Raw genomic sequence first — 21,182 nt, 5'->3', positions numbered from 1 at the left:
TACTACTCATTTTACTTTTTCTCTTTATCCAGTACTGTAAATACCTGCTCTAAGCGTTCGCCGTTTTCATCGACTAATATCAAAGTATGTTTTCCTGGTGCGGGGCTTACCGCAAGTTGATGGTAGTTAGTGGTGGTAGCGACATATTCATTGTCTATATGCCAGTAAATCTTAACATGCTGGTTCCTATGAGCTGCATTTAGCACCACCTTTCCGCGCTGGCCATTTAGTTCAAGGGGGATATAAATTACCGCTCCATTCTTCGGGTAAATCAGCTCCATCACGTTGTTCGCCCCACTCAAATCACAACCGGGCTTGTAGGATGGTAAAGTTTTGTAGTCGCTATTCTTAATCCGATAATAGTATTCCATAGCCGGAGGTAAAACAAACCAGCTTTTGTGCTGCATATCGGTCACATTTTCACAGTAATCGGTCACACGGTAAGTTGCCGTTCTGTCCAGGTGTATTAACTTGTGGTAGGGACAAACAACAGTTTTTTCGCCCGCAGGAGGTATCAGTTCATCCGCCGGATCCGGGCAGTAGTCGCCTGCTTTAAAACCGCTTTGTTTACATACTTTAATCTTTTTGAGCTTAGTTACGGGCGCATCAAACCATTTCCCCTTGGGTAGCAACCTGAAAATATCAAATAGTACAGGAGCTGCTGCTTCTATTCCCACTAATCCAGGCCTCCCTTCTCCATCGGCATTGCCAACCCAAACACATACTACGTGATCTGGTGTGAGTCCTACCGCCCACGCATCCCTGAAGCCAAAACTTGTTCCGGTTTTCCACGCCACACGCTGTGAAGAGGAAAACTGTTCCCACAATCCTTCATCACCGGGCCGCATCACTTCTTCCATGGCATTGAATGTTGCCCAAATCGAGCCGTGGTCCAAATTGGAATTACGCTGATCGTCTTTTAAACCTTCATCTTCCTTCAAAACATAACTGGCCTGATTGTAATCTGCCGGATTATAAAAACCTTTATAGGTATTAAAATGATTTAAGGTCCTCACCATCCCCATATATGTATTTGCCAGGTCCCACATCGTCACTTCACTGCCACCAAGGATAAGAGAAAGGCCATAATGATCAGCTGGCTGATTTAAGGTGCTGATGCCCAGCTTTTTTAATTTATCGTAGAAACGCTCATACTTATATTGTTGCAGCATTTTTACAGCCGGGATATTCAGGGAGCGACTAAGCGCTTTATCTGCTGCGATGGCCCCGTCGTAACCCAGATCATAATTCTGTGGCGAATAGCCTGCAATCTGTGTTGGTATATCGGGCACCAGGCTATGGGGCAGGATGAATCCGTCGTTAAGCATACTCGCGTATAATAATGGCTTTAAGGTACTGCCCGGACTTCTGGGCGCTTTGATCATATCAACATGGCTTTGCAGATCTGCATTTTCAGGCTGATAGATATTGCCCACGTAACTTACTACTCTGCCTGTTCGGGCATCCAGCACCAAAGCCGCGATATTGTTAATGTCGTTGGCACGGTAACGGTTATGATATCGCTTTAAGATGCTGTTAATTTTAAGTTGAAGATCTTCCGCAAGCGTAGATTTAATCCTTGTAGAAGTGATATTAAACGCACTCCGTTCTGCTTTGAAGCGGTTAAGCAAGTGGGGTGCATTTTGTGGTAAAGGAAGTGGTTTACCCGGAACAGGCTCGAGCTTTGCTAAATTTGCTGTCGATTGATCAATGTACTTCAGCCTTGCAAGCTTATCGAGCAGGTCGTTTCGCTTTTTGATTAATTTCCCTGCATTTTTACCGGGGTGCACCAAAGACGGACTATTGGGCAGCACAGCCAGTGTTGCCATCTCACCCCATGAAAGTGTGGCAGCGTCCCTTCCAAAATAACGCCAGCTTGCTGCTTCCAAACCTACTACGTTGCTACCAAATGGTGCGTTTGCAGCATATAAACCCATGATCTCATCTTTCGAATCCTTGACCTCTAAACGGAACGCCAGTATAATCTCAAAAAGCTTTTGCCACATGGTGCGGTCTTCCCTCCTGGACAAGCGAATTACTTGCATGGTTAGTGTACTACCGCCGCTTATAATGCTTTTTGCCCTGATGTTCTGTCTGATAGCCCTTGACATGGCCATTAAGTCGACTCCAAAATGACTGTAAAATCTTTTATCTTCAAAAGCAATGATGCAGGCTTTAAACTTCGCAGGCACGGAATCGGCTGCGGGAAAACGCCATTGTCCATCCTTCGCAATAGACGCGCTCAGCAGTGCTCCGTTACTGGCCTCAACAACGTAGGAAGTAGGAGACTTGAACAGTTTTGGAGGTAATATTAAAAGGAAAATGAGTAGCAGAGTAAGGCAACTGATGTCTGAAATTAAAAGAGCACTTGATTTTTTGTTCATATTAGCATATCAACTCATTGAAAAAGCTTTTGCCTCGCATTGACGGCTATGGTGTCCGTTATTGCGAGGCAAAAACAATTTAAGTTATCAGGTATAGTGCGGAATCTATTTCACTACCTGTACCCACTTACCAGCCTGTGTAGCAGAAATATCATTATTATACATGGCTTCACATTGTACAGCAGACAGGTAATATTTGCCCACGTAAGATGCATTAAGCAGTACCTTATACACCAGGCTTTCGTTTTCACGAATATTGAAATAAGTAAATACACGGTCATCGCGAATATCCTGATAGGTATACGGAGAAGCGGCTAAAATACTCTGGTTGTCATTTACGCGTGTATTGATAATTTCCCAGCCTGAGGGGAAGATCTGTGTTAAGGCCATCTGTTCGTAATAACCCATGCGACCGGGATTTTTAACCGTCACCTCTGCATAAAAGTCTGTACCCTGCTTAATGGCTACCGGATCGATAACTGTTCCGTTTAAGCGTTTGTATACCACATTCATATCCAATACGTCTGCCCGGTTTGGTAAGAAGTTGTTTTGACCTGCAACTGGTTGCCCTTCCAATACCAGACGCACAAATAGAACATTATTTCCGGTATTAGTGACTGCAGCCGTGCTGCCTTTAAAAGTAACGGCTGTGCTGTTAAGGTACTGTGCTGAGTTAATTGTTGCTGATTTGCCATCCAGCACGTACTGATATTGCAATTTATTCGACGATTGATTTGAACCGCAGAACTTAGCAATAGCCAGTAAACTGTAAGCGGTGGTTTGGGTACTGTACCAGGTGTTTTCTCCGAGTTTTGATGCTAAGGGAAGCAGCAGTTCAGCTGCTTTGGCTTTTTGCCCCATCAGGGTAAGTGTCTCCAGAATCATGGCCTGATCACGAACGTCCGATCCGTAGGTTCCGCCAAGCTGTTTATAAGGTTGAACAGTAATATCCAAACCATTTATAATGCTTTGTGCCACACTATTCTGACCAGCCAGTTTGTATGCAGCTGCCAAACGCCATTTCGCAGCAACCGACAGGTATTCAAATGCCTTCAAACGGTTCATTGCCGCCATTTCCGGTTTTTTGGCGAGGGCAAGCATATATAAACGGTAGGCCTGTGACAAGTCGCCACCGTAGAAATTATTACTGTTAGGCGCCCAGTTTGCAGCTTTTCCTTTCTGATAACGTAGCAGATCTTCAAGTAAACCTACAGGAAGGGTGTATCCTGCGTTTTGTGCTTCAACAAGAAAATGACCTGCATAATTGGTTCCCCATTCATCAGAGCTGCCTTCACCCGGCCAGTAAGATAAGCCCCCATCTGTACTCTGAAATCCTTTAAGTCTGTTAATACCAGCTTTTATATTCGCCTCAGTTTTGGCTTTCTGTTGCTCATTAAGCGGACTCAGACGTTCAAGGTAAAGTTGCGGAAATATGCCCGATGTGGTTTGTTCGATGCATCCATGTGGATATTGAATCAGATAACTTAACCGCTTACCTAGATTGATCGCAGGAATAGAGGATACTTCCAGCGTACCTGCATTTGTGCCTACCATACCAATCGGCTGATAATTAACTGTCCATTTTGTATGTGGCTGAACAGTGGCTGAAACGACATTAGTGATGTAAGGATTGGGATTTCTGATATCCATTTCAACATCGTAAACTGTCTTTTCAGCACCGCTTTGTGCAAGTACTTTTACTTTTGCTATACCTACATTATTGGGTGCTTTGACTTCGAAATAAGCCATCTGTTCACCGGTTTTTTTATAGTATAGCTGCTGTTTATTGGTTCCCTGAACGATCAGGTTGCTGGCTTGAAGCTGAACAGACACATTTTTAAGATTAGCCTCTGTGGCAAACACCGTAACCGGAAGGGTGAAACTTTCACCCGGGCCTATTACCCGTGGCAGGGTAGCCAGCACCATGAGAGGTTTTTTAACCTGTACTGATTTCTCTGCGAAGCCATAGGCCGCATCCTGTGCGGCAACTACCATAGCCCTTACTGCACCGATGTATTGCGGCAGCTTAAATTTATGGGTTTTGCTTTCGCCTTTACCCAGACTAAATGGACCGAGGTATTTTACAACCGCCTGGAAACGATTGGCTTTAGCAGGATTTAGATTTTTGTTGATGCTGCCATCACCACCTATACTCAGAATCCTGTCTAAATTTCCACCCCATGCACCCAATACGTAATCGAATAAGTCCCATGTTTTTACACCAAGTCCTTCACGTGCATAAAAGGCACCATGCGGATCAGGGGTTTTGAAGCGGGTTAAGTCCAGCAGCCCTTCATCAACCAACGCAATGGTGTAGGTCATCGCCTTTCCATTCTGTTCTCCAACGGTAATGGTATTTTCGGTTTCCGGCTTAATTTTATCCAGCATTTTTATAGTTGGCTTCAGGATCGTCTGCGGATCTTCAACAGCCAGCGGAATCGCCCCATACATCCTGATTGGCAAATCATTTATGGTTTGTGCGTGTGGTTGCAGTAAGGTAATATTGGCGAAAACATTTGGTGCCATTTCCTTTTCTGCTTTAAATTTGAACTGGGTTTGTCCTGCATCAGTATCAATCCAGAATGTTTTGATTACATGGCTTCCATTCTCAATGGAGATTAAAGCCCTTCCGTTTTTAGCCGTTGGAATCGTTAACGTGATGTCTTCGCCCACAGTAAACTTTTCTTTATTGGCCGTAAACGATAGCATGGATGCTTCGGTAGGGTTGGAGCCCTGCTCACGTTGCGCCCATCCCGGCCAGTCTACGTATACTGATTTGCCTGTAACATGCCCGCCATTTAAATCGCGTACCAACACCAGATAACGTCCCCATTCCGGCTCGTCTATTCTTAAATTGTAGTTTCCTTTACCGTTAACCAGGGTAACCTGTTTGCTTTCTACCAGTTTGTTGTACTGATTCTGGGTGAAGTTGGCATAAGTATACTGGTTATCCTGTTCCCACCACCAGCGCCACTGTGTTTTATAAAGCTCTACCTGAACAGCTTTCGTTCCGGTAAGTAATCTGCCATCCGTATTTACATTTACAATCTCTATCTTATGGTCCTTTCCAGTAACCAGCATACCGCTCAAGCGGTCGCCTTTGGGCGGACGGATCCCCAGATAGCTTTTGTAAACGTGATATGGAATACTGAAATTATCGATACTGAAGTTACCTCCCGGTTCGAATACTTTAGTGGTAAAGTTGGCCCTTAAAACGCCGGGCGCGGTATTATTTTCATTTAAATTTGTATTGATCTGCGCCGTACCTAAAGCATTAAGGGTGCCTTCGAAAATGGTCTTTACCTGTGATTCAAAGCTAACGGTAGGATTATCGAAACTGAAACCTTCAAAACCCTTAAACTTTGTTTCTGTTGTATTCAGATTTACATCTACCTTTGCTTTTAAGTTCTGCGCTACAGCACCAAAAAGCCATTTAGCCGTAAGGGTAGCTGCGGATGTTCCTGAACTCAGGTAGGTCCTGTTGCCTACATTGAAGTCGATCTTCAGCCTGTTTGGCATCACCGTTTCAATTTTAAGGGTTTTCGTAAAGGTTGCACCCCCGGCTTTGACTTTTGCAAGCCAGTTACCTGTGGGTACCGTGCTTTCGGTTGCGGTTTTAAATGAATAAAATCCATTTAAAGGCCGGCCGTTTATTAAACGCTTATATAGCTGCCCCTTGGGATTATAGAACTCCATGGTTACGGGATAATTGGCCGGTAACTTCTTCAGTTTATCCTCTAAAATAAAAGACACATATAAGCTGTCGCCCGGGCGCCATACGCCCCGCTCACCATATATAAAACCTTTAAGGCCACGCTGAACAACATCACCACCTACATCAAACCTGCTCAGGGGAAGTGAGCTTCCATCATCCAGTTTTAAGTACCCCCGTTCTGATCCGTTTTTCGCAATTAACAGGAATGGCTGACGTTTCAAGTCAAAACTCGCGAAGCCATCTCCGTCTGTTTTAGTAGTGAAAATAATCTGCTTTTGATAATCCATCAGTTCCAGACTTACCCCACTTAACGGTTTTGCTGTAAGCAAGTCGGTGGCCACAATCAGCATACTGTTGTCGTTGCCGCGCTTGGCGATTAAACCAATGTTTGATGCAATCAGGTTCCTGCTTGCCCAGCGTTCATTGGTATAAAAAGAGGGGGTGCAGGGGTTATCCTTATCTGCCCAGCGATAGTTATTCGGGTAATAGGCATTATAGCGTTGCCAGAAGTCATCGTCTTCGTCAATTTTTTCGCCATAACCTTCATATTCTTCCTCTCCATCATATCCCTCGTCATCGCTCTCGGCCTTTTCTTCACCAGCCTTACAGCTGAAGGCATTATACTCCCTGCGGAAAGCAATCGTTACGCGATACATTGCTCCGGGCTCTGTGCGCAGCATTTTATCAAGGTCGAGCGTAAACCTGTTTTTCTTATGCAGGTTCAGGGATTTATCTTCATCCAATCGAACAGTTTTCTGCAATATGGGTTTAGCAACGCGGCGCAGTTCATTGCCATCTTTGTAGCTGTTGGTTTGAAAGAACTGTGGAATGTTGTTTTCATAAATTTTAATCACCGTCACATCAACTGCCTTTAAATTGGTCGCTTCGAAAGTAAGAACCAGCTTACCTGAATTAGGTAGAATTGTACCTGCTCCGGAAACTGTAACGGATGGCAACTTATCTTCGAAAACAAGGTTTGCCGTTTTACTACCTTCCAAAACCTTTCCGTTTATATTCTGGATACCGTTATTTACATTCAGGGTATAGTCGCCTTTTAATTCTTCGGCTGCATAAACTTTAATCTGACTGGCATCTATGGTATACCGCAAATCACTGAGGTTTCCCAGGGAAATCATTCCGGTGAGATCTTGTCCAACGCCAATTGGTTCAGAAAACTGAACCAAACCATAATCTTCTTCGCCCTGGATAGCTTTGATATCCAGCACCTCGAATTTATTTAATGCCGGGATTCGGATTTCTTCTTTTCCCTTTTGTTCAGCATCAATGGCATCACCGTCCCAGGTGAGCTCAAGTGTTTGGTCTTCAGCTTTCTTTTTAATACTGTCTATAGTAAACCTGGAGATGTTTTTCGCCGGATCGTGTTGCCATTTCACTTTTAATTTCTGATCGAAATCCAGTTCAATAATTTTCTCAATTTTGGTTGTTTCTTCAGCATCAGCGGTAGCCACTTCACCTGTAAATTTCATGTAATCAAGGGAAGTGTTATTTTGTGAAACCAGCCCGTTCTGGCTAAGCATTACTCCAGGCGTAATGACTTTAAATTCAAAGTCGAAATCTTCCAGGCCTTTTTCGGTGGCAGAAACTTCAGAAAGCTTAAATGTCGCTTCATATTCTTTTCCGGGCTTTAGATTTTCCTCCGGCCGAAACTCGATGGTTTGCGGGTCAATCCAATAGGCTTTCCCGGAAATGGATGGTGAAAAGTCGAACAGATCCCTTGAATCAGCTTTACTCAGGTCTTGCATGCCACTGGCTGCATTGGCGAGGTGAACGCGGATAAAGCTCTTTTTTGAGATTGTTCCGGATGTGTAGGCTTCAATGTATTTCGCATAGGCCTGGTTGTCTTCGTTTGATTTCTTTTTTCTGTTAAAAAAGAAAAACAATAATGCTGCAATAGATAGCCCCAGCAGACCGATAAAAATGATTTTTTTCTTTCGCGAGGATTGGTAGGTAGATGGTTGTTCCATTCTTAAATTAATTTAGATGTAACGTAAAATGCTGTTTACGAGTTTACTGTACATGTAACAGTACAGGAGCGCTTCCGAAACCAACATAACGATTTTTTATAGGTAGCGAAAAATAACTAAAATAAATGTGAATAAAAATGATGTTGAAAATTAAGCACCGAAACTTTGCGCTTTGAGCGTAATTGAATATGTTTACTTCATCAACCTAATTTTGACCAGTTATGATAAAGAAACTCGTGCTGTTTTGTGGTTTAATCTTCGGCGCCAATGCGGCCTTTGCCCAAAAAGAAAGCGTGGAAAATGCCGTGAACTTACTTACAAAACTGATGATCAGTCCTGATAGTTCAGCATTGGATAAACTCGTGTTGAAGAATTTAAGCTATGGACATTCCAGCGGCAAAGTCCAGACCAAAGAAGAGTTTTTACATTCGCTGCTATCAGGAGAATCAGACTTTGTAGATATCAGCCTGACTGATCAAAGGGTTGTCGTTCAAAACAATACCGCACTGGTAAGACATACGCTTACGGCCAAAACAAATGATAAAAACGTACCAGGAAATGTAAAGCTATATATTTTACTGATCTGGAGTAAAGAGAAAGCAGGGTGGAAGTTATTGGGCAGACAGGCGGTGAAGGTGCCTTAGGCCATTCATTTATTTAATCATTACTCCAGGCCGGTTTACCAGGGGTATTTTGATCATGTTGGCATCAATAATACTTTCAGGAAGAAAGATGAATTTCTTGTCATAGATTGTTGAACCGATATAGTAACTCAGCCAGTATTCGTTGGTAAGGCCAAAAACTTCGGGGTCAATGGCTTCAACACCTTTAAAGTCATTTGCTGCCATGTCGCCTATGAAATGACGAAGGACAGAAGTCTTCACTTGCTTTCCGTCTTTCTCACCATACCCTTTTGAGCTGATTAACACATTTGTAATCGGCTCGTTTTTCAGGTTAACGAGATAAACAGTCCAGCTTTTCACTTCCGGCGTTTCGCCCATGAGCACCACAGCCATTGCAATATCTTCAACTGTATTTTGTGGTAAATCTGCTTTCAACTGATAATTATTGAGTGAATGGATGACTAATTTACTGACTGACTATTTTTTCTTCGTAACTGCTTTTTTGGCTGGAGCCTTTTTAGCCGGAGCTTTTTTAGCTGCCGCTTTCTTTTTCGTTTCGAAAGCGTTTGGTACCTGCTCTACAATCATCTTTTTAACTACTTCCAGATCGATATCAACCAGTTCCTCAGCTGTGTATTTTTGTTTTGTAGCCTCATTGTTTCTTAATTTCAGCATGAGTTTGCCAAAACGGATAAATGGTCCCCAGCGGCCGTTTTCAATTGAGATCTTTTCAGCATCCCATGTTTTAATATAACGGTTTGCTTCTTTTTCGACTTTCTTGCCAATTAAGGTGTCAATGTCTGCCTGTGTTAAGTTGTCAAAGTCGTATCCTTTCGCAGGTATGTTGATGAACAAATCATTCCACTTAATAAAAGGACCAAAGCGACCTTTACCTTTTGTAACCTCTAAGCCTTCATAATAGGCAATGGGCGCATCTGCATCCATTTTCTGCTGAATGATCTGTACCGCTCTTTCGTAGTTAACTGAAAGTGGTTCTTCGTTTTTTGGAAGGGAGATAAATGCTTCACCCCATTTCACATATGGGCCAAAGCGGCCAACACCCACCAATACTTCTTTTCCTTCGAAATCAGGTAGCGAAAATGGAAGTTTAAACAGCTCTAAAGCATCTTCAAGCGTTATGGTAGCGACCGACTGGCTACGCATTAAGCTTGCATAACGTGGCTTTTCTTCTTCATCTAGCTCGCCAATTTGAACCAACGGACCAAATTTACCTACCTTGGTGTATACATTTTTGCCGCTTGCAGGGTCTAAACCAAGCAAACGTTCGCCTGTAGCGCGCTCAGCATTTTCCAGAGTGGTTTCCACTTCAGAATGAAAAGGGTTGTAAAAAGAATGCAGCATTTTGGTCCATTCCTGTAAACCTTGTGCTATTTCGTCAAATTCCTTCTCTACTTTTGCGGTAAAGTTGAAATCAACGATTCCTTTAAAGTGTTCAACAAGAAAATCATTAACCACCTCACCGATATCGGTAGGGAAGAGTTTGGACTTTTCCGCGCCGGTAATTTCGGACCTGGTTTCTTTTTTTAACTGTCCGTCTGCCAGTATAATCGAAGAAAATTTTCTCTGCTTACCATCCCGATCCTCCTTCACCACATAACCGCGGTTTTGAACAGTGGAAATGGTTGGTGCATATGTTGATGGTCTGCCTATACCCAGTTCTTCTAATTTCTTAACCAAACTGGCTTCTGTATATCTTGCAGGCGGACGTGAAAAACGTTCTGTTGCCTGCATTTCCTTTAAAAATAATTCTTGTCCTCTAGCCAAAGGAGGGAGGATAGAACCCCCTTCTTTTTCTTCACCCTCTTCTTCATCAGTAGACTCGAGATAAACTTTTAAAAAGCCATCAAATTTTAACACTTCACCTTCGGCTACAAGGTGTTCCTTTCTGGTAGAAGCCGTAATATGTGCCGTTGTTTTTTCAAACAGGGCTTCGCTCATTTGCGATGCAATGGAACGTTTCCATATTAAATCATACAAACGCTTTTCGGAAATATCGCCATCCACTGAGTGCCGGTCAAAATAGGTTGGACGAATAGCTTCGTGAGCCTCCTGGGCACCTGCTGATTTGGTTTTGTAAACCCTGTGCTGATGGTATTTCTCTCCGTAAGCTGATTTAATTTCGGCAGCTGCCGCATTGATGGCGGTTTCGGATAAGTTCACCGAATCCGTTCTCATATAGGTTATTTTACCGGCTTCGTATAACCTTTGCGCAACCTGCATGGTTCTCGCTACTGAGAAGCCCAACTTTCTGGAAGCCTCCTGTTGCAATGTTGATGTGGTAAAGGGCGCTGCCGGATTGCGCTTTGCTGGTTTAGTTTCTAAACTGGTAATATCAAACTTCGCTGATGCGCAATCCTGAAGAAACTGCTCTGCCTCCGCCTCGTTTTCAAAACGCTGGGGAAGTTCTGCCTTTACAATTTCCTTTCCTTTACCGGTAGCAAACTGCGCAGTAATTTTGAAAGCTGCAGCCGCATTGAATTGTTGAACCTCTCTCTCTCTGTCCACAATCAATCGAACCGCTACCGATTGTACACGACCGGCTGAAAGGGATGGTTTTACTTTCTTCCATAAAACAGGAGAAAGTTCAAAGCCTACCAGGCGATCGAGAACCCGGCGTGCCTGCTGGGCATTAACCAGGTTGTAATCGATTGTTCTGGGACTATCAATGGCTTTTAAAATTGCGGGTTTGGTAATCTCATGAAAAACGATCCGTTTGGTTTTCTCCACTTTAAGGCCTAAAGTTTCAAACAGGTGCCATGAAATAGCCTCTCCCTCACGGTCTTCATCGGATGCGAGCCATACCATTTCGGCATCCTTAGCAAGTTTCTTTAATTCGGCTACCAGTGCTTTCTTATCAGCAGGAACCTCGTATTTCTGCGCAAAATCATTCTCAATATCGATTGCCATATCGCCTTTGGCTAAATCCCGAATGTGGCCATAGCTCGACTTCACCAGGAAATCTTTGCCTAAGTAGCCTTCTATAGTTTTAGCTTTTGCGGGTGACTCTACGATTAATAAGTTTTTGGCCATGAAATACGTTTTTGTGCAAATAAAGCTATAATAAAGCGATAAATCCAAACCTAAGCACGATTTTGTTCAATTATTTATAGCTACATTACCTTTCTAAATCCTATTTCTGCTTATCTTCGTATATAAAATAAAACAAAGAAATGATCAACACTATCCTTATCCTATTAAACTTTTTGGTACCAAACCCGCCGAAAAATGTTTACGATTTCAGCTTCAAGACTATTGATGGCAAAGAAATTAAATTATCGAAATTTAAAGGTAAAAAAATTCTGATTGTCAACACCGCTTCTAAATGTGGATTTACCCCTCAATATGAAGACCTGGAGAAACTACAGAAACAATACGGCAAGAAAGTCGTTTTAATCGGATTTCCTGCCGGGAACTTTGGTGGACAAGAATTTTCAACCAATGCAGAGATTAAAGAATTTTGTACGGGAAAATACAACGTTTCTTTCATGCTGGCAGAAAAAAGCAGTGTTAAAGGTGACGACATCAGTCCGTTATTCAAATACCTGACAACTCAAACCAATACCGAGGAACAAGGTGATATCAAATGGAACTTTGAAAAATTCCTGATCAACGAAAAAGGGGAATTGGTTCACCGTTTCCGTTCAAAAACAAAACCAACCGACGAGGCAATTATTAAAAACCTGTAATTGTTATGAGACATAAGATGTGAGGTATACAAACGCCTCACTTCTTCTATCTTAAATCCCATGCCTAATATCCTAATTGTGCTTCTCCAATACTGTTTTCCAACCACAGTGCTTAACATTCTCCCAATAACAGTTTAATAAAAATATGAAATTAAGGAAGATGGTTTTAGTCTGTTCTATAATAAAAAAGAATGGGGCTTAATTTTAAACCCCGAATAAACCAAACAAACTATTTATGAAGTAAATATAAAACCGTCATTCGATAAAATTGTTTGCAAAAGAAAAGGGATTAATAAAAATTAATCCCTTTCTAATTGTTAATCTAAATCGTTCCCGTTGATTTTGCTTAACAATTCAAAAATGAGAAATTCCCATATCAATCACAATAGTGATTTAGGGCTATTTTTAAAACAGGTTTAACTGATTTGCCTGGTGACTGTAAGGGTTAAACTCATAAGTTTTAAAGCCTGAAGTTTCCTGACCTACATAATATAGTTCTGTCTCTTCGTAACGCGAAGCAACTTTTATCAGCGTATTGCCTGCTACCTTTTTGAAAAGTTCTTCTACCAATAACGGGTCATTATTATCTTTTGATAAATGACTTAACAAAAGATGGCTCATAAACTCAGGCTTATGATTTTGAAAAAGCTCTAGTGCCTGCGTGTTGCTCAGGTGGCCATGACCACTGGTGATTCTCCTTTTTAGAAAATAGGGATAATTGCCGTTGGCAAGCATCTGAGTGCAATAATTTGACTCAAGAAATGCGGCATGACAAGTTCTGAACTGATTAATGAGCCTGTCGCAAACGGCACCGATGTCGGTAAATACCCCTACACGAATACCATTATACTCAACAGTGAAACTATACGGATCTGCGGCATCATGAAATTTGGAAAACGCCAGTACCTTGAGGTTTCCAATATCAAAACTTTGGGTATGGCCAATAGGGTAGGTGACACCCTCGTTCAATAATAGTTTGCTGCTTTTTAAGGTTGGGGTACTGATGTATACCGGAAGATTGTACTTTTTGGCAAAAACACTCAGGCCTTTGATGTGATCGCTATGCTCATGTGAAATGAAAACTGCTTTCACTTTATGGATTGACAAACCCAGCCTCATCATCCTTTTTTCCACTTCCTTGCAAGTCAAACCCACATCAATCAGCACCGCTTCATCCTGATTGCCCACATAATAGCAATTGCCATTACTACCCGAATTTATTGAAGTAAAATATAGTCCCATGCCGTGCCGCAAGTTACGTCTAATTCACGTAAAGAGAAAGTAAAACTACACCCTTGTCCCATTATGCTCTACCAAACGGGAAAGTAATGGAAGGAATGCCTGTATCAGATTAATCTCCTCTGAAGAGAATATTTTTTCCATGGTTTGCACCAGCCATTCCTCTTTAATCTTTCTACTGGCAATAATATGCTTTTCTCCAAGTTTTGTCAGGGCAATAAAAACCTTTCGCTTATCTTCCTCACTGGGGAAACGTTCAACACATTTAGCTTCGTACAAGCGATTAATAATCTGAGATATTGCCTGCTTTGAAACACGTTCCAGATCCGCCAGCTCCGTAGACAGCATTTTTCCATGTTGCTCTAATAGCGACATCGTGAGCAATTCCGCATTACTAAACTCGGAACTTACATTCTGTTTTCTTAACTGGCGCGTAAGCCGGGTAACGGTGCTCCTTAATTTTGCAGCAATTTCTTGTGTTTGAGTTGGCATAATAATGGTAAATAAACTTTACAAATATAATCCTTATTTATTAAATACTGAATAGCAGAAAGGATCAGTATATTACTTAAATGATCTTAATATGATAAAAATCGCGTATTCAGTTTATAGAATTACAGGAATAATTGGTACTTTTGTAAAGTTACTTTACTATATTAATCATGAGTATTTTTCGTTCACTAAGGCATTACAATTATAGATTATTTTTTACAGGGCAAGCCATCTCACTCGTAGGTACATGGATGCAACGTGTAGCCATCAGCTGGCTGGTATACAGGCTAACAGGCTCCGCTTTTTTACTGGGCCTCATAACCTTCCTTAGTTTAATCCCATCCTTAATACTGGCACCTTACGCTGGTAGTTATGTAGACAGGCATAACAAATACAAAATCCTGGTCATTACACAGGTTATCCTGATGCTACAGGCTGGTGCACTTGCCGCCATGATCTGGTTTAAGGTTTATGATATGTTCTGGATCGCAGCCCTGTCACTTGTCCAGGGTTTGGTAAATGCATTTGATGTTACGGCCCGTCAATCACTAATGGTAAATTTAATTGATGACAAACAGGATTTGCCGAATGCGATTGCACTTAACTCCTCTATGTTCAATGCCGCCAGACTCATCGGACCCGCTCTTGCGGGTGTGATATTAAGTACACTCGGTGAAGACATTTGTTTTTTAATCAATTTTCTTAGTTTTATTGCTGTGCTGGGTTGTATGATAATGATGAAACTAAATCTCGCCGAACAAGCCAAATCAAAAGAAAATATTTGGATTGATCTGAAAAAGGGATATGATTATTTAAAAGCGTCACCTGACCTGGCTTCAATGATTTTGATGATGGCTGCATCGAGCTTACTCGTTATTCCATTTACGACTTTACTTCCCGTGTTTGCCAAAGATATTTTTAATGGTAATGCCACTACATTTGGGTGGTTTGAAAGTGCAGCTGGATTTGGTGCGTTCTTTGGAGCCATTTACATGGCTACATTAAAACCAGGTCAGAACCTGCAAAAAATCGTCATATTATCGGGTACTGTGCTGGCGGTAGCCGTGATCGCACTTGCTGTTTCCCCTTCGTTAATATTGGCATTGGTTTGTACGGGATTGGCAGCGCTGGGTTTAATGGCCCAAACATCTTCCATCAATACCTATTTGCAAACACATGCTGATGATTTGATGAGGGGGCGTACCCTGAGTTACTATATCATGGCATACCAGGGGGTTTTGCCGATTGGAAGTTTACTAATGGGCTATTTTGCACACCAGTTTGGTACGCAAACTGTTGTCGCCTTTGAAGGTTTTGCGGGCTTACTGATTGTATCTGCCTTTATATATCATGAAAAACACATTGCGAAAACCAATGCTATGGCATTTTAGATGTACAGCCGAACCCCATACGTTTTAATGCAATACGAGCCTGCAGTCAACCATTATTTTCCTGTAATCCTGCAAGTCGATTTCTTTATTCATGAGTTGTAAGAGCAGTTTTATAGCATTTTCACCTACCGATTCAGGATTTTCTTCTATGGAGGCCACCGGCGGATTATCCAGATAGGTAATAAATGCATTGTTTCCAAACCCAACACATTCTATTTTAGCAAATCCGGGGTAGTCTATTGATTTCAGGTATTTGATTGCATCGAACAGGATTGGCTCTTTGAAAGCAACCAAAGCTGTCGGTATATTATCTTCGCCAGAAAAGAGGTGTTTTATCGCAGTAATGGTATTCTCCTGATCAAAATCAGTATAAGCAACCAGGTCAGCGGAAAAGGGAATCTGATTATCCTTTAGTGCATTGATATAGCCATTAAAACGGTCGTGCGTAAAATTAATCATCTTAGGCCCGCCGAGGTAGGCTATTTTTCGGTGCCCCCGTTCAATCAGGAACTGCGTAGCCTGATAGCACCCTTGGAAAGTATTTCCGAGTACTTTATGGCAATTTAAATTGAAGCTTGGATTACGGGTATAGTATACTACCGGCACACCCATTTTTTCAAACTGATCAAGATGATCAAATTCCTGTGTATGTTTGGATATAGCCACTATCAATCCATCTACCCGGCTTCTTAAGAGCATATCTGCCGATAGAATTTCCTTTTGCAAATCATCGTGAGACTGACTGATAATCACATTATATCCGTTCGCTGTGGCAAATTGCTCCACGCCATCAATACTCCGGGTAAAAAAATGATCCGATAAATTTGGCAGAATGATCCCGATAATCCTTGAACGTTTTTCCTTCAAATTGATGGCTGATTTATTAGGAGTAAAGTTCAGTTCCCTGGCCATTTCCTGTACACGCTTCTTGGTGTACTCGTTAATTGTAGGGTAGTTGTTAAGCGCCTTCGAAACTGTAGATACCGACATCTTTAACTTCCCGGCAAGAAATTTAAGCGTAACAGGCGTATTTTGCATCATCATTTCCAATCTCCATGCATAGTTAAGAAAAAAACGCAATTATTTCAAACGTTTGAAACGTTGTTTCCATCTGCTGTGCATGCCGGGGTGCATTTTATACCGTTGTTATCGAATTCCCTTTTATAAATTCGCTATGCCTTTGGCGGAAAAACTCATCTAAAACCAAATTTTGCCCCTGATGGAAACATCGTCAGTTATTTAATTGTTAGTTTTGGAACAATCAATTAATTAACAAATTAAAAATAAGTTATGCTAAAATTAACCTATAGACTACTTTCAATCTGCTTATCGCTTTTTTCTTCAGTTAGTTACGCTCAGGTTACATCTATACAAAATATTCAGGCCCGGAAGGTCCAAAGTCTGAACGGAAAATGGAACTATATCATCGATCCTTACGAAAATGGCTATTATGACTACAGACATGAACCATTTGATAAATCCAAAAGTGGCACAGGCGGCTTCTTCGATGACCGTGTTCAAAAAGATAAATCAGAACTCATTGAATACGATTTCGATCGTTCACCTCAAATGAACGTCCCGGGAGACTGGAACTCACAACTGGAAAAACTGGAACTTTATGAAGGTAATATTTGGTTCAGAAGGAAATTTGACGCCAGGCCTGAAAAAGGCAAAAAATACTTTATCTATTTCGCAGCAGTGAACTACGAAGCACATGTATACGTAAACGGGAAGAAGGTAGGAATACACAAGGGCGGTTTTACTCCATTCCAGTTCGACGTAACCAGCACATTGAAAGTGGGCGAGAACTCTATTGTTGTTAAAGTTGACAATACCCGGAAGACCGATGAAATTCCGACCGTAAATACCGACTGGTGGAACTATGGCGGCATCACCCGCGACGTTTTCCTTGCGGAATTTCCGGAGCACTTTATTAGTGATTATAAATTACAACTCGTTAAAGGAAATAATAACTTATTGAGTTTCACACTTAAACTGAACGATGCCGCTCCAAATCAGGAAATTACACTATCTATCCCGGAATTAAAGCTCGAAAAAAAATACAAAACAGATGCTGAAGGTAAGATAGCCGATGATTTCACCTGGAACAATTTAAGTTTATGGTCGCCCGAAACGCCAAAGCTTTATGCGGTTAATATCAAAACTGATAAAGAAAACATTGATGATAAGATTGGCTTTAGAACCATACAAGTAGATGGCGACAGCATTCTTCTGAACGGCAAATCACTTTTTCTTCGTGGCATTTCAATTCATGATGAAAACCCACTTGTAGCCGGCCGTTTGCGTGGGGAAGGTGATATGCGCATGATGTTGCAATGGGCAAAAGACATGAACTGTAACTATGTCCGCCTGGCGCATTACCCGCATAATGAGGAAATGATTCGTTTAGCTGATGAAATGGGCCTGCTGGTTTGGGCAGAAGTACCGGTGTACTGGACCATCAGCTGGACTAACCCCGCAACTTATGCCAACGCCAAACAGCAGCTTACTGATTTAATCGTGCGTGATAAAAACCGAGCCAGTGTAATAGTGTGGTCGGTAGGTAACGAAACACCACTGAGTGATGCTCGGTTAAGTTTCATGACGAATCTGGTAGAAACTGCCCGCACGCTTGACGATACCCGCTTGGTTGCAGCTGCTTTGGAAGTACACCGCGATGGAAATGCAATGGTACTGAACGATCCGCTGGGCGAAAAAATCGACCTGGTTAGTTTTAATGAATATGCGGGCTGGTATTGGGGGGGTAATCCATCAGAAATTACCAAATACACGTTCAATATCAAATATAACAAACCAGTGGTGGTTACAGAGTTCGGTGGCGATGCCCTTGGCGGCTTTCACGCGGATGAAAATACCCGTTGGAGCGAAGAATATCAGGAAGCATTGTACAGGAACCAGATTACACTCTTATCTAAAATAGGTGCATTACGCGGCATGACGCCCTGGATTTTAACCGATTTCAGGTCTCCAAGACGGCAGCATCCCATTTACCAGAATTTCTGGAACCGCAAAGGACTAATTAGTGAAACCGGTAAGAAAAAGAAGGCCTATTACATACTAAAAGATTTTTACGGGCAGATGCAGACGAAATATAAATAGGGAAATTAAATCAACAGATGGTGTTATTCGCCTAATAAATAAACGGTTAAACCCAAATCAGGGTGCTACAGAAAAAATATACCTTAGAATGATGTTAAATGATGTAAGTAATGACATTTTTATTCGGAAATTCGGCGTTACAAATATATCGATGTCTTCACTGGCATTTAACATAAGTATACGATCATGATGAAAGAGAAACTGAGCATCCTGTTAATGCTGGCCACCGCCTTTACGGCTGGTGCCCAAACCAGGAAAGTAACAAAACCAGCTGTGAAAAGCACCGGAAGCTATTCAACAGTAAACAAAAAAGTAACCGTTTATGTAACTGCAGACAAGTCTGATTACCGGATGAGTAAAACAGAAACACTTAACTTTACGGAGCATAAACAACCGTTTGAAACCGAGCCTTGTATCTTTGTTGATCCAACGATCAAATATCAAACTTTCGTAGGTATTGGTGGCGCACTCACCGATGCTTCTGCTGAAACATTTGCTAAACTGTCCAAAGCAAATCAGCAGGAATTACTGACTGCCTATTACAGTACTGATAAAGGAATTGGTTACAGCCTGGCCAGAACTAATATCGCGAGTTGCGACTTTTCCAGCGGAACTTATGCTTATATTCAGGATAACGATAAGGAACTGAAAACTTTCAGTGTGGCACATGATGAAAAGTTTAAAATTCCATTGATTAAACAAGCTACAGCTGCCGCCGGCGGTAAATTAACTTTATATGTAAGTCCATGGTCGCCACCTGCATGGATGAAAGACAATAATAGCGTACTCGGAGGGGGGCACTTATTGCCTGCATACCGCCAGGCATGGGCCAACCATTATGTTAAATTCATTAAAACCTACGAGGCTATGGGCATTCCGGTTTGGGGTTTATCTGTTCAAAACGAGCCTATGGCCAAACAAATCTGGGAATCGTGCGTGTACACAGCCGAAGAAGAACGGGACTTTATTAAAAACTTCCTGGGCCCAACTCTACAAAAATCCGGACTTGCTGGCAAGAAACTTATCGCATGGGACCATAACCGGGATCAGATTTTCCAGCGTGCAAGTACCATCTTAAATGACAAAGAAGCGGCGAAATATGTTTGGGGTATTGGGTATCACTGGTATGAGACCTGGACTGGTAGTGGCATGCAGTTTGGAAATGTAAAACAAACACATGAGGCTTATCCGGATAAAGCCCTGATTTTTACTGAAGGATGTAAAGAACAGTATGATGTAAAAAAACTGGATGACTGGACTTTGGGCGAGCGTTATGGCTATTCTATGATCAACGATTTTAACGCCGGTACAGGCGCATGGACCGACTGGAATATCCTTCTGGACGAAAAAGGCGGTCCGAATCATGTAGGGAACTTTTGTTTTGCACCAGTGCATGCCGATACCAAAAAAGATAAAATCATTTATACAAATGCCTACTATTATATCGGACACTTCTCAAAGTTTATCCGTCCGGGAGCTAAAAGAGTAGGTACAGCATCAAGTCGTGATAAACTGATTTCCACAGCTTTCTTAAATACCGATGGTAAACTTGTAGTTGTGGTGATGAACCAATCAGACGAAAAATTAAAATACAATTTATGGATTAAAGGTGAGGCAGCCGAAGCGACGAGCTTACCTCACTCCATTGCCACATTAGTGGTAAACTAACCAGATAAAAACTATAAAAAATGGTAAATCAAGTCGAAAGTCTTTTTTCTTTAAAAAATAAAGTTGTAGTGGTTACAGGCGCAACCGGAGTTCTGGGAGAGGCTTTTATTAATGGGTTGTGTGCAGCTGAAGCCACAATTGTAGTCATTGGCAGAAACGAAGATGCAGCCAGGCAGCGTGTAAAAGATGTAACTGAAGCAGGCGGAAAAGCCATTTACATAATTGCAGATGTACTTAATGAGGAGAACCTGAACGATGCGCATACTGAAATCATGAAAGCCTATGGCCGCATCGATGCGCTGGTGAATGGTGCAGGTGGAAATATTCCTGAAGCAGTTGTTCAACCTGGCAGCGATGTTTTCAATTTAAATATTAATGCTTTGAAACAGGCTTTCGACTTGAATTTGTTTGGAACGATAGTGCCTACACAGATTTTCGGGAAGGAAATTGCCAAACATGGCGGTAGTATTGTAAACATCTCATCGGTTTCAGCTTCACAAGCGGTAACCCGTGTACTGGGTTATTCGCTTGCTAAAACAGCAATTGACAGTTATACCAAATGGATGGCGGTGGAGCTGGCCAACAGGTATGGTGATAAGGTCAGGATGAATGCCATTGTTCCTGGTTTTTTTATTACTAATCAAAACAGGGCGTTGCTCACCAACCCTGATGAATCATTGACAAGCAGGGGCCAGGCCATTATTACCAAAACGCCCTTTAAACGATTCGGTTCTCCCGATGAATTAATAGGGGCTTTGGTGTACCTTTTAAGTGATGCCTCGAAATTTGTAAGTGGCGAAAGCATTACAGTAGACGGTGGATTTTGTGCGTTTTCAGGTGTATAAAACCAAATTTAAA

Annotated in this window: 13 protein-coding genes; 6 read left to right on the top strand and 7 right to left on the bottom strand. The window is 41.9% G+C overall.

The features are described from left to right. Window positions 1-11 precede the first annotated feature (11 nt). Both pbpC and AC570I_RS18110 read right to left on the bottom strand, forming a co-directional pair. Window positions 12-2,384, bottom strand: a complete 2,373-nt coding sequence (pbpC, locus tag AC570I_RS18115; protein ID WP_497406583.1) for a penicillin-binding protein 1C — start codon at window positions 2,382-2,384, stop codon at window positions 12-14. Between the two features lie 105 nt (window positions 2,385-2,489). Further along, window positions 2,490-8,084: an alpha-2-macroglobulin family protein gene (locus tag AC570I_RS18110; protein ID WP_497406582.1), complete on the bottom strand. Its 5,595-nt coding sequence runs from the start codon at window positions 8,082-8,084 to the stop codon at window positions 2,490-2,492. Window positions 8,085-8,305: 221 nt separating this feature from the next. Between AC570I_RS18110 and AC570I_RS18105 the strand changes: the two genes are divergently transcribed. Continuing rightward, the gene (locus AC570I_RS18105; protein ID WP_497406581.1) at window positions 8,306-8,728 is read left to right on the top strand and encodes a nuclear transport factor 2 family protein; all 423 of its coding nucleotides are present in this window, start codon (window positions 8,306-8,308) and stop codon (window positions 8,726-8,728) included. A 9-nt stretch (window positions 8,729-8,737) separates the two neighbouring features. Here the strand turns inward: AC570I_RS18105 and AC570I_RS18100 are convergent, their stop codons facing one another. After that, a complete protein-coding gene (locus AC570I_RS18100; protein ID WP_047797888.1) occupies window positions 8,738-9,142 on the bottom strand; it encodes a hypothetical protein in 405 nt (134 codons plus the stop codon). Window positions 9,143-9,184: 42 nt separating this feature from the next. Next, window positions 9,185-11,758 carry a type I DNA topoisomerase gene (gene topA / locus AC570I_RS18095; protein WP_497406580.1) on the bottom strand — a complete coding sequence of 858 codons (2,574 nt, stop codon included), beginning with the start codon at window positions 11,756-11,758 and terminating at the stop codon, window positions 9,185-9,187. 140 nt (window positions 11,759-11,898) lie between these two features. On the opposite strand from topA, the gene AC570I_RS18090 reads away from it, so the two are divergent. Next, complete coding sequence (locus tag AC570I_RS18090) at window positions 11,899-12,414, top strand: glutathione peroxidase (protein WP_047797886.1); 516 nt, start codon at window positions 11,899-11,901, stop codon at window positions 12,412-12,414. A gap of 405 nt (window positions 12,415-12,819) precedes the next feature. On the opposite strand, the gene AC570I_RS18085 is transcribed toward AC570I_RS18090, so the two are convergent. Both AC570I_RS18085 and AC570I_RS18080 read right to left on the bottom strand, forming a co-directional pair. Then, the gene (locus AC570I_RS18085) at window positions 12,820-13,656 is read right to left on the bottom strand and encodes an MBL fold metallo-hydrolase (RefSeq protein WP_497406579.1); all 837 of its coding nucleotides are present in this window, start codon (window positions 13,654-13,656) and stop codon (window positions 12,820-12,822) included. 45 nt (window positions 13,657-13,701) lie between these two features. After that, the gene (locus tag AC570I_RS18080; protein ID WP_047797883.1) at window positions 13,702-14,145 is read right to left on the bottom strand and encodes a MarR family winged helix-turn-helix transcriptional regulator; all 444 of its coding nucleotides are present in this window, start codon (window positions 14,143-14,145) and stop codon (window positions 13,702-13,704) included. A gap of 170 nt (window positions 14,146-14,315) precedes the next feature. On the opposite strand from AC570I_RS18080, the gene AC570I_RS18075 reads away from it, so the two are divergent. Continuing rightward, the gene (locus AC570I_RS18075) at window positions 14,316-15,536 is read left to right on the top strand and encodes an MFS transporter (RefSeq protein WP_497406578.1); all 1,221 of its coding nucleotides are present in this window, start codon (window positions 14,316-14,318) and stop codon (window positions 15,534-15,536) included. A gap of 24 nt (window positions 15,537-15,560) precedes the next feature. Here AC570I_RS18075 and AC570I_RS18070 read toward each other — a convergent pair whose 3' ends face one another. Then, on the bottom strand, window positions 15,561-16,616 hold the full coding sequence (locus AC570I_RS18070) for a LacI family DNA-binding transcriptional regulator (protein WP_497406577.1): 1,056 nt from the start codon (window positions 16,614-16,616) through the stop codon (window positions 15,561-15,563). Window positions 16,617-16,826: 210 nt separating this feature from the next. On the opposite strand from AC570I_RS18070, the gene AC570I_RS18065 reads away from it, so the two are divergent. From AC570I_RS18065 to AC570I_RS18055, 3 genes are all read left to right on the top strand, one after another. Next, window positions 16,827-18,656, top strand: a complete 1,830-nt coding sequence (locus AC570I_RS18065) for a glycoside hydrolase family 2 protein (RefSeq protein ID WP_497406576.1) — start codon at window positions 16,827-16,829, stop codon at window positions 18,654-18,656. A gap of 186 nt (window positions 18,657-18,842) precedes the next feature. Beyond that, entirely contained in the window at window positions 18,843-20,324 is a 1,482-nt protein-coding gene (locus AC570I_RS18060; protein WP_497406575.1) for a glycoside hydrolase family 30 protein, read from the top strand. A 20-nt stretch (window positions 20,325-20,344) separates the two neighbouring features. Continuing rightward, window positions 20,345-21,169, top strand: a complete 825-nt coding sequence (locus AC570I_RS18055; RefSeq protein WP_497406574.1) for an SDR family oxidoreductase — start codon at window positions 20,345-20,347, stop codon at window positions 21,167-21,169. The last annotated feature ends 13 nt before the right edge of the window (window positions 21,170-21,182 follow it).

Source organism: Pedobacter sp. A2324 (assembly GCF_059693705.1).
This window is presented reverse-complemented; position numbering and strand designations above follow the sequence as displayed.

Coding starts and splice junctions, on each gene's coding strand:
- pbpC (WP_497406583.1), bottom strand. CDS start 2,384: ATGAACAAAAAATCAAGTGCTCTTTTAATTTCAGACATCAGTTGCCTT.
- AC570I_RS18110 (WP_497406582.1), bottom strand. CDS start 8,084: ATGGAACAACCATCTACCTACCAATCCTCGCGAAAGAAAAAAATCATT.
- AC570I_RS18105 (WP_497406581.1), top strand. CDS start 8,306: ATGATAAAGAAACTCGTGCTGTTTTGTGGTTTAATCTTCGGCGCCAAT.
- topA (WP_497406580.1), bottom strand. CDS start 11,758: ATGGCCAAAAACTTATTAATCGTAGAGTCACCCGCAAAAGCTAAAACT.
- AC570I_RS18090 (WP_047797886.1), top strand. CDS start 11,899: ATGATCAACACTATCCTTATCCTATTAAACTTTTTGGTACCAAACCCG.
- AC570I_RS18085 (WP_497406579.1), bottom strand. CDS start 13,656: ATGGGACTATATTTTACTTCAATAAATTCGGGTAGTAATGGCAATTGC.
- AC570I_RS18080 (WP_047797883.1), bottom strand. CDS start 14,145: ATGCCAACTCAAACACAAGAAATTGCTGCAAAATTAAGGAGCACCGTT.
- AC570I_RS18075 (WP_497406578.1), top strand. CDS start 14,316: ATGAGTATTTTTCGTTCACTAAGGCATTACAATTATAGATTATTTTTT.
- AC570I_RS18065 (WP_497406576.1), top strand. CDS start 16,827: ATGCTAAAATTAACCTATAGACTACTTTCAATCTGCTTATCGCTTTTT.
- AC570I_RS18060 (WP_497406575.1), top strand. CDS start 18,843: ATGATGAAAGAGAAACTGAGCATCCTGTTAATGCTGGCCACCGCCTTT.
- AC570I_RS18055 (WP_497406574.1), top strand. CDS start 20,345: ATGGTAAATCAAGTCGAAAGTCTTTTTTCTTTAAAAAATAAAGTTGTA.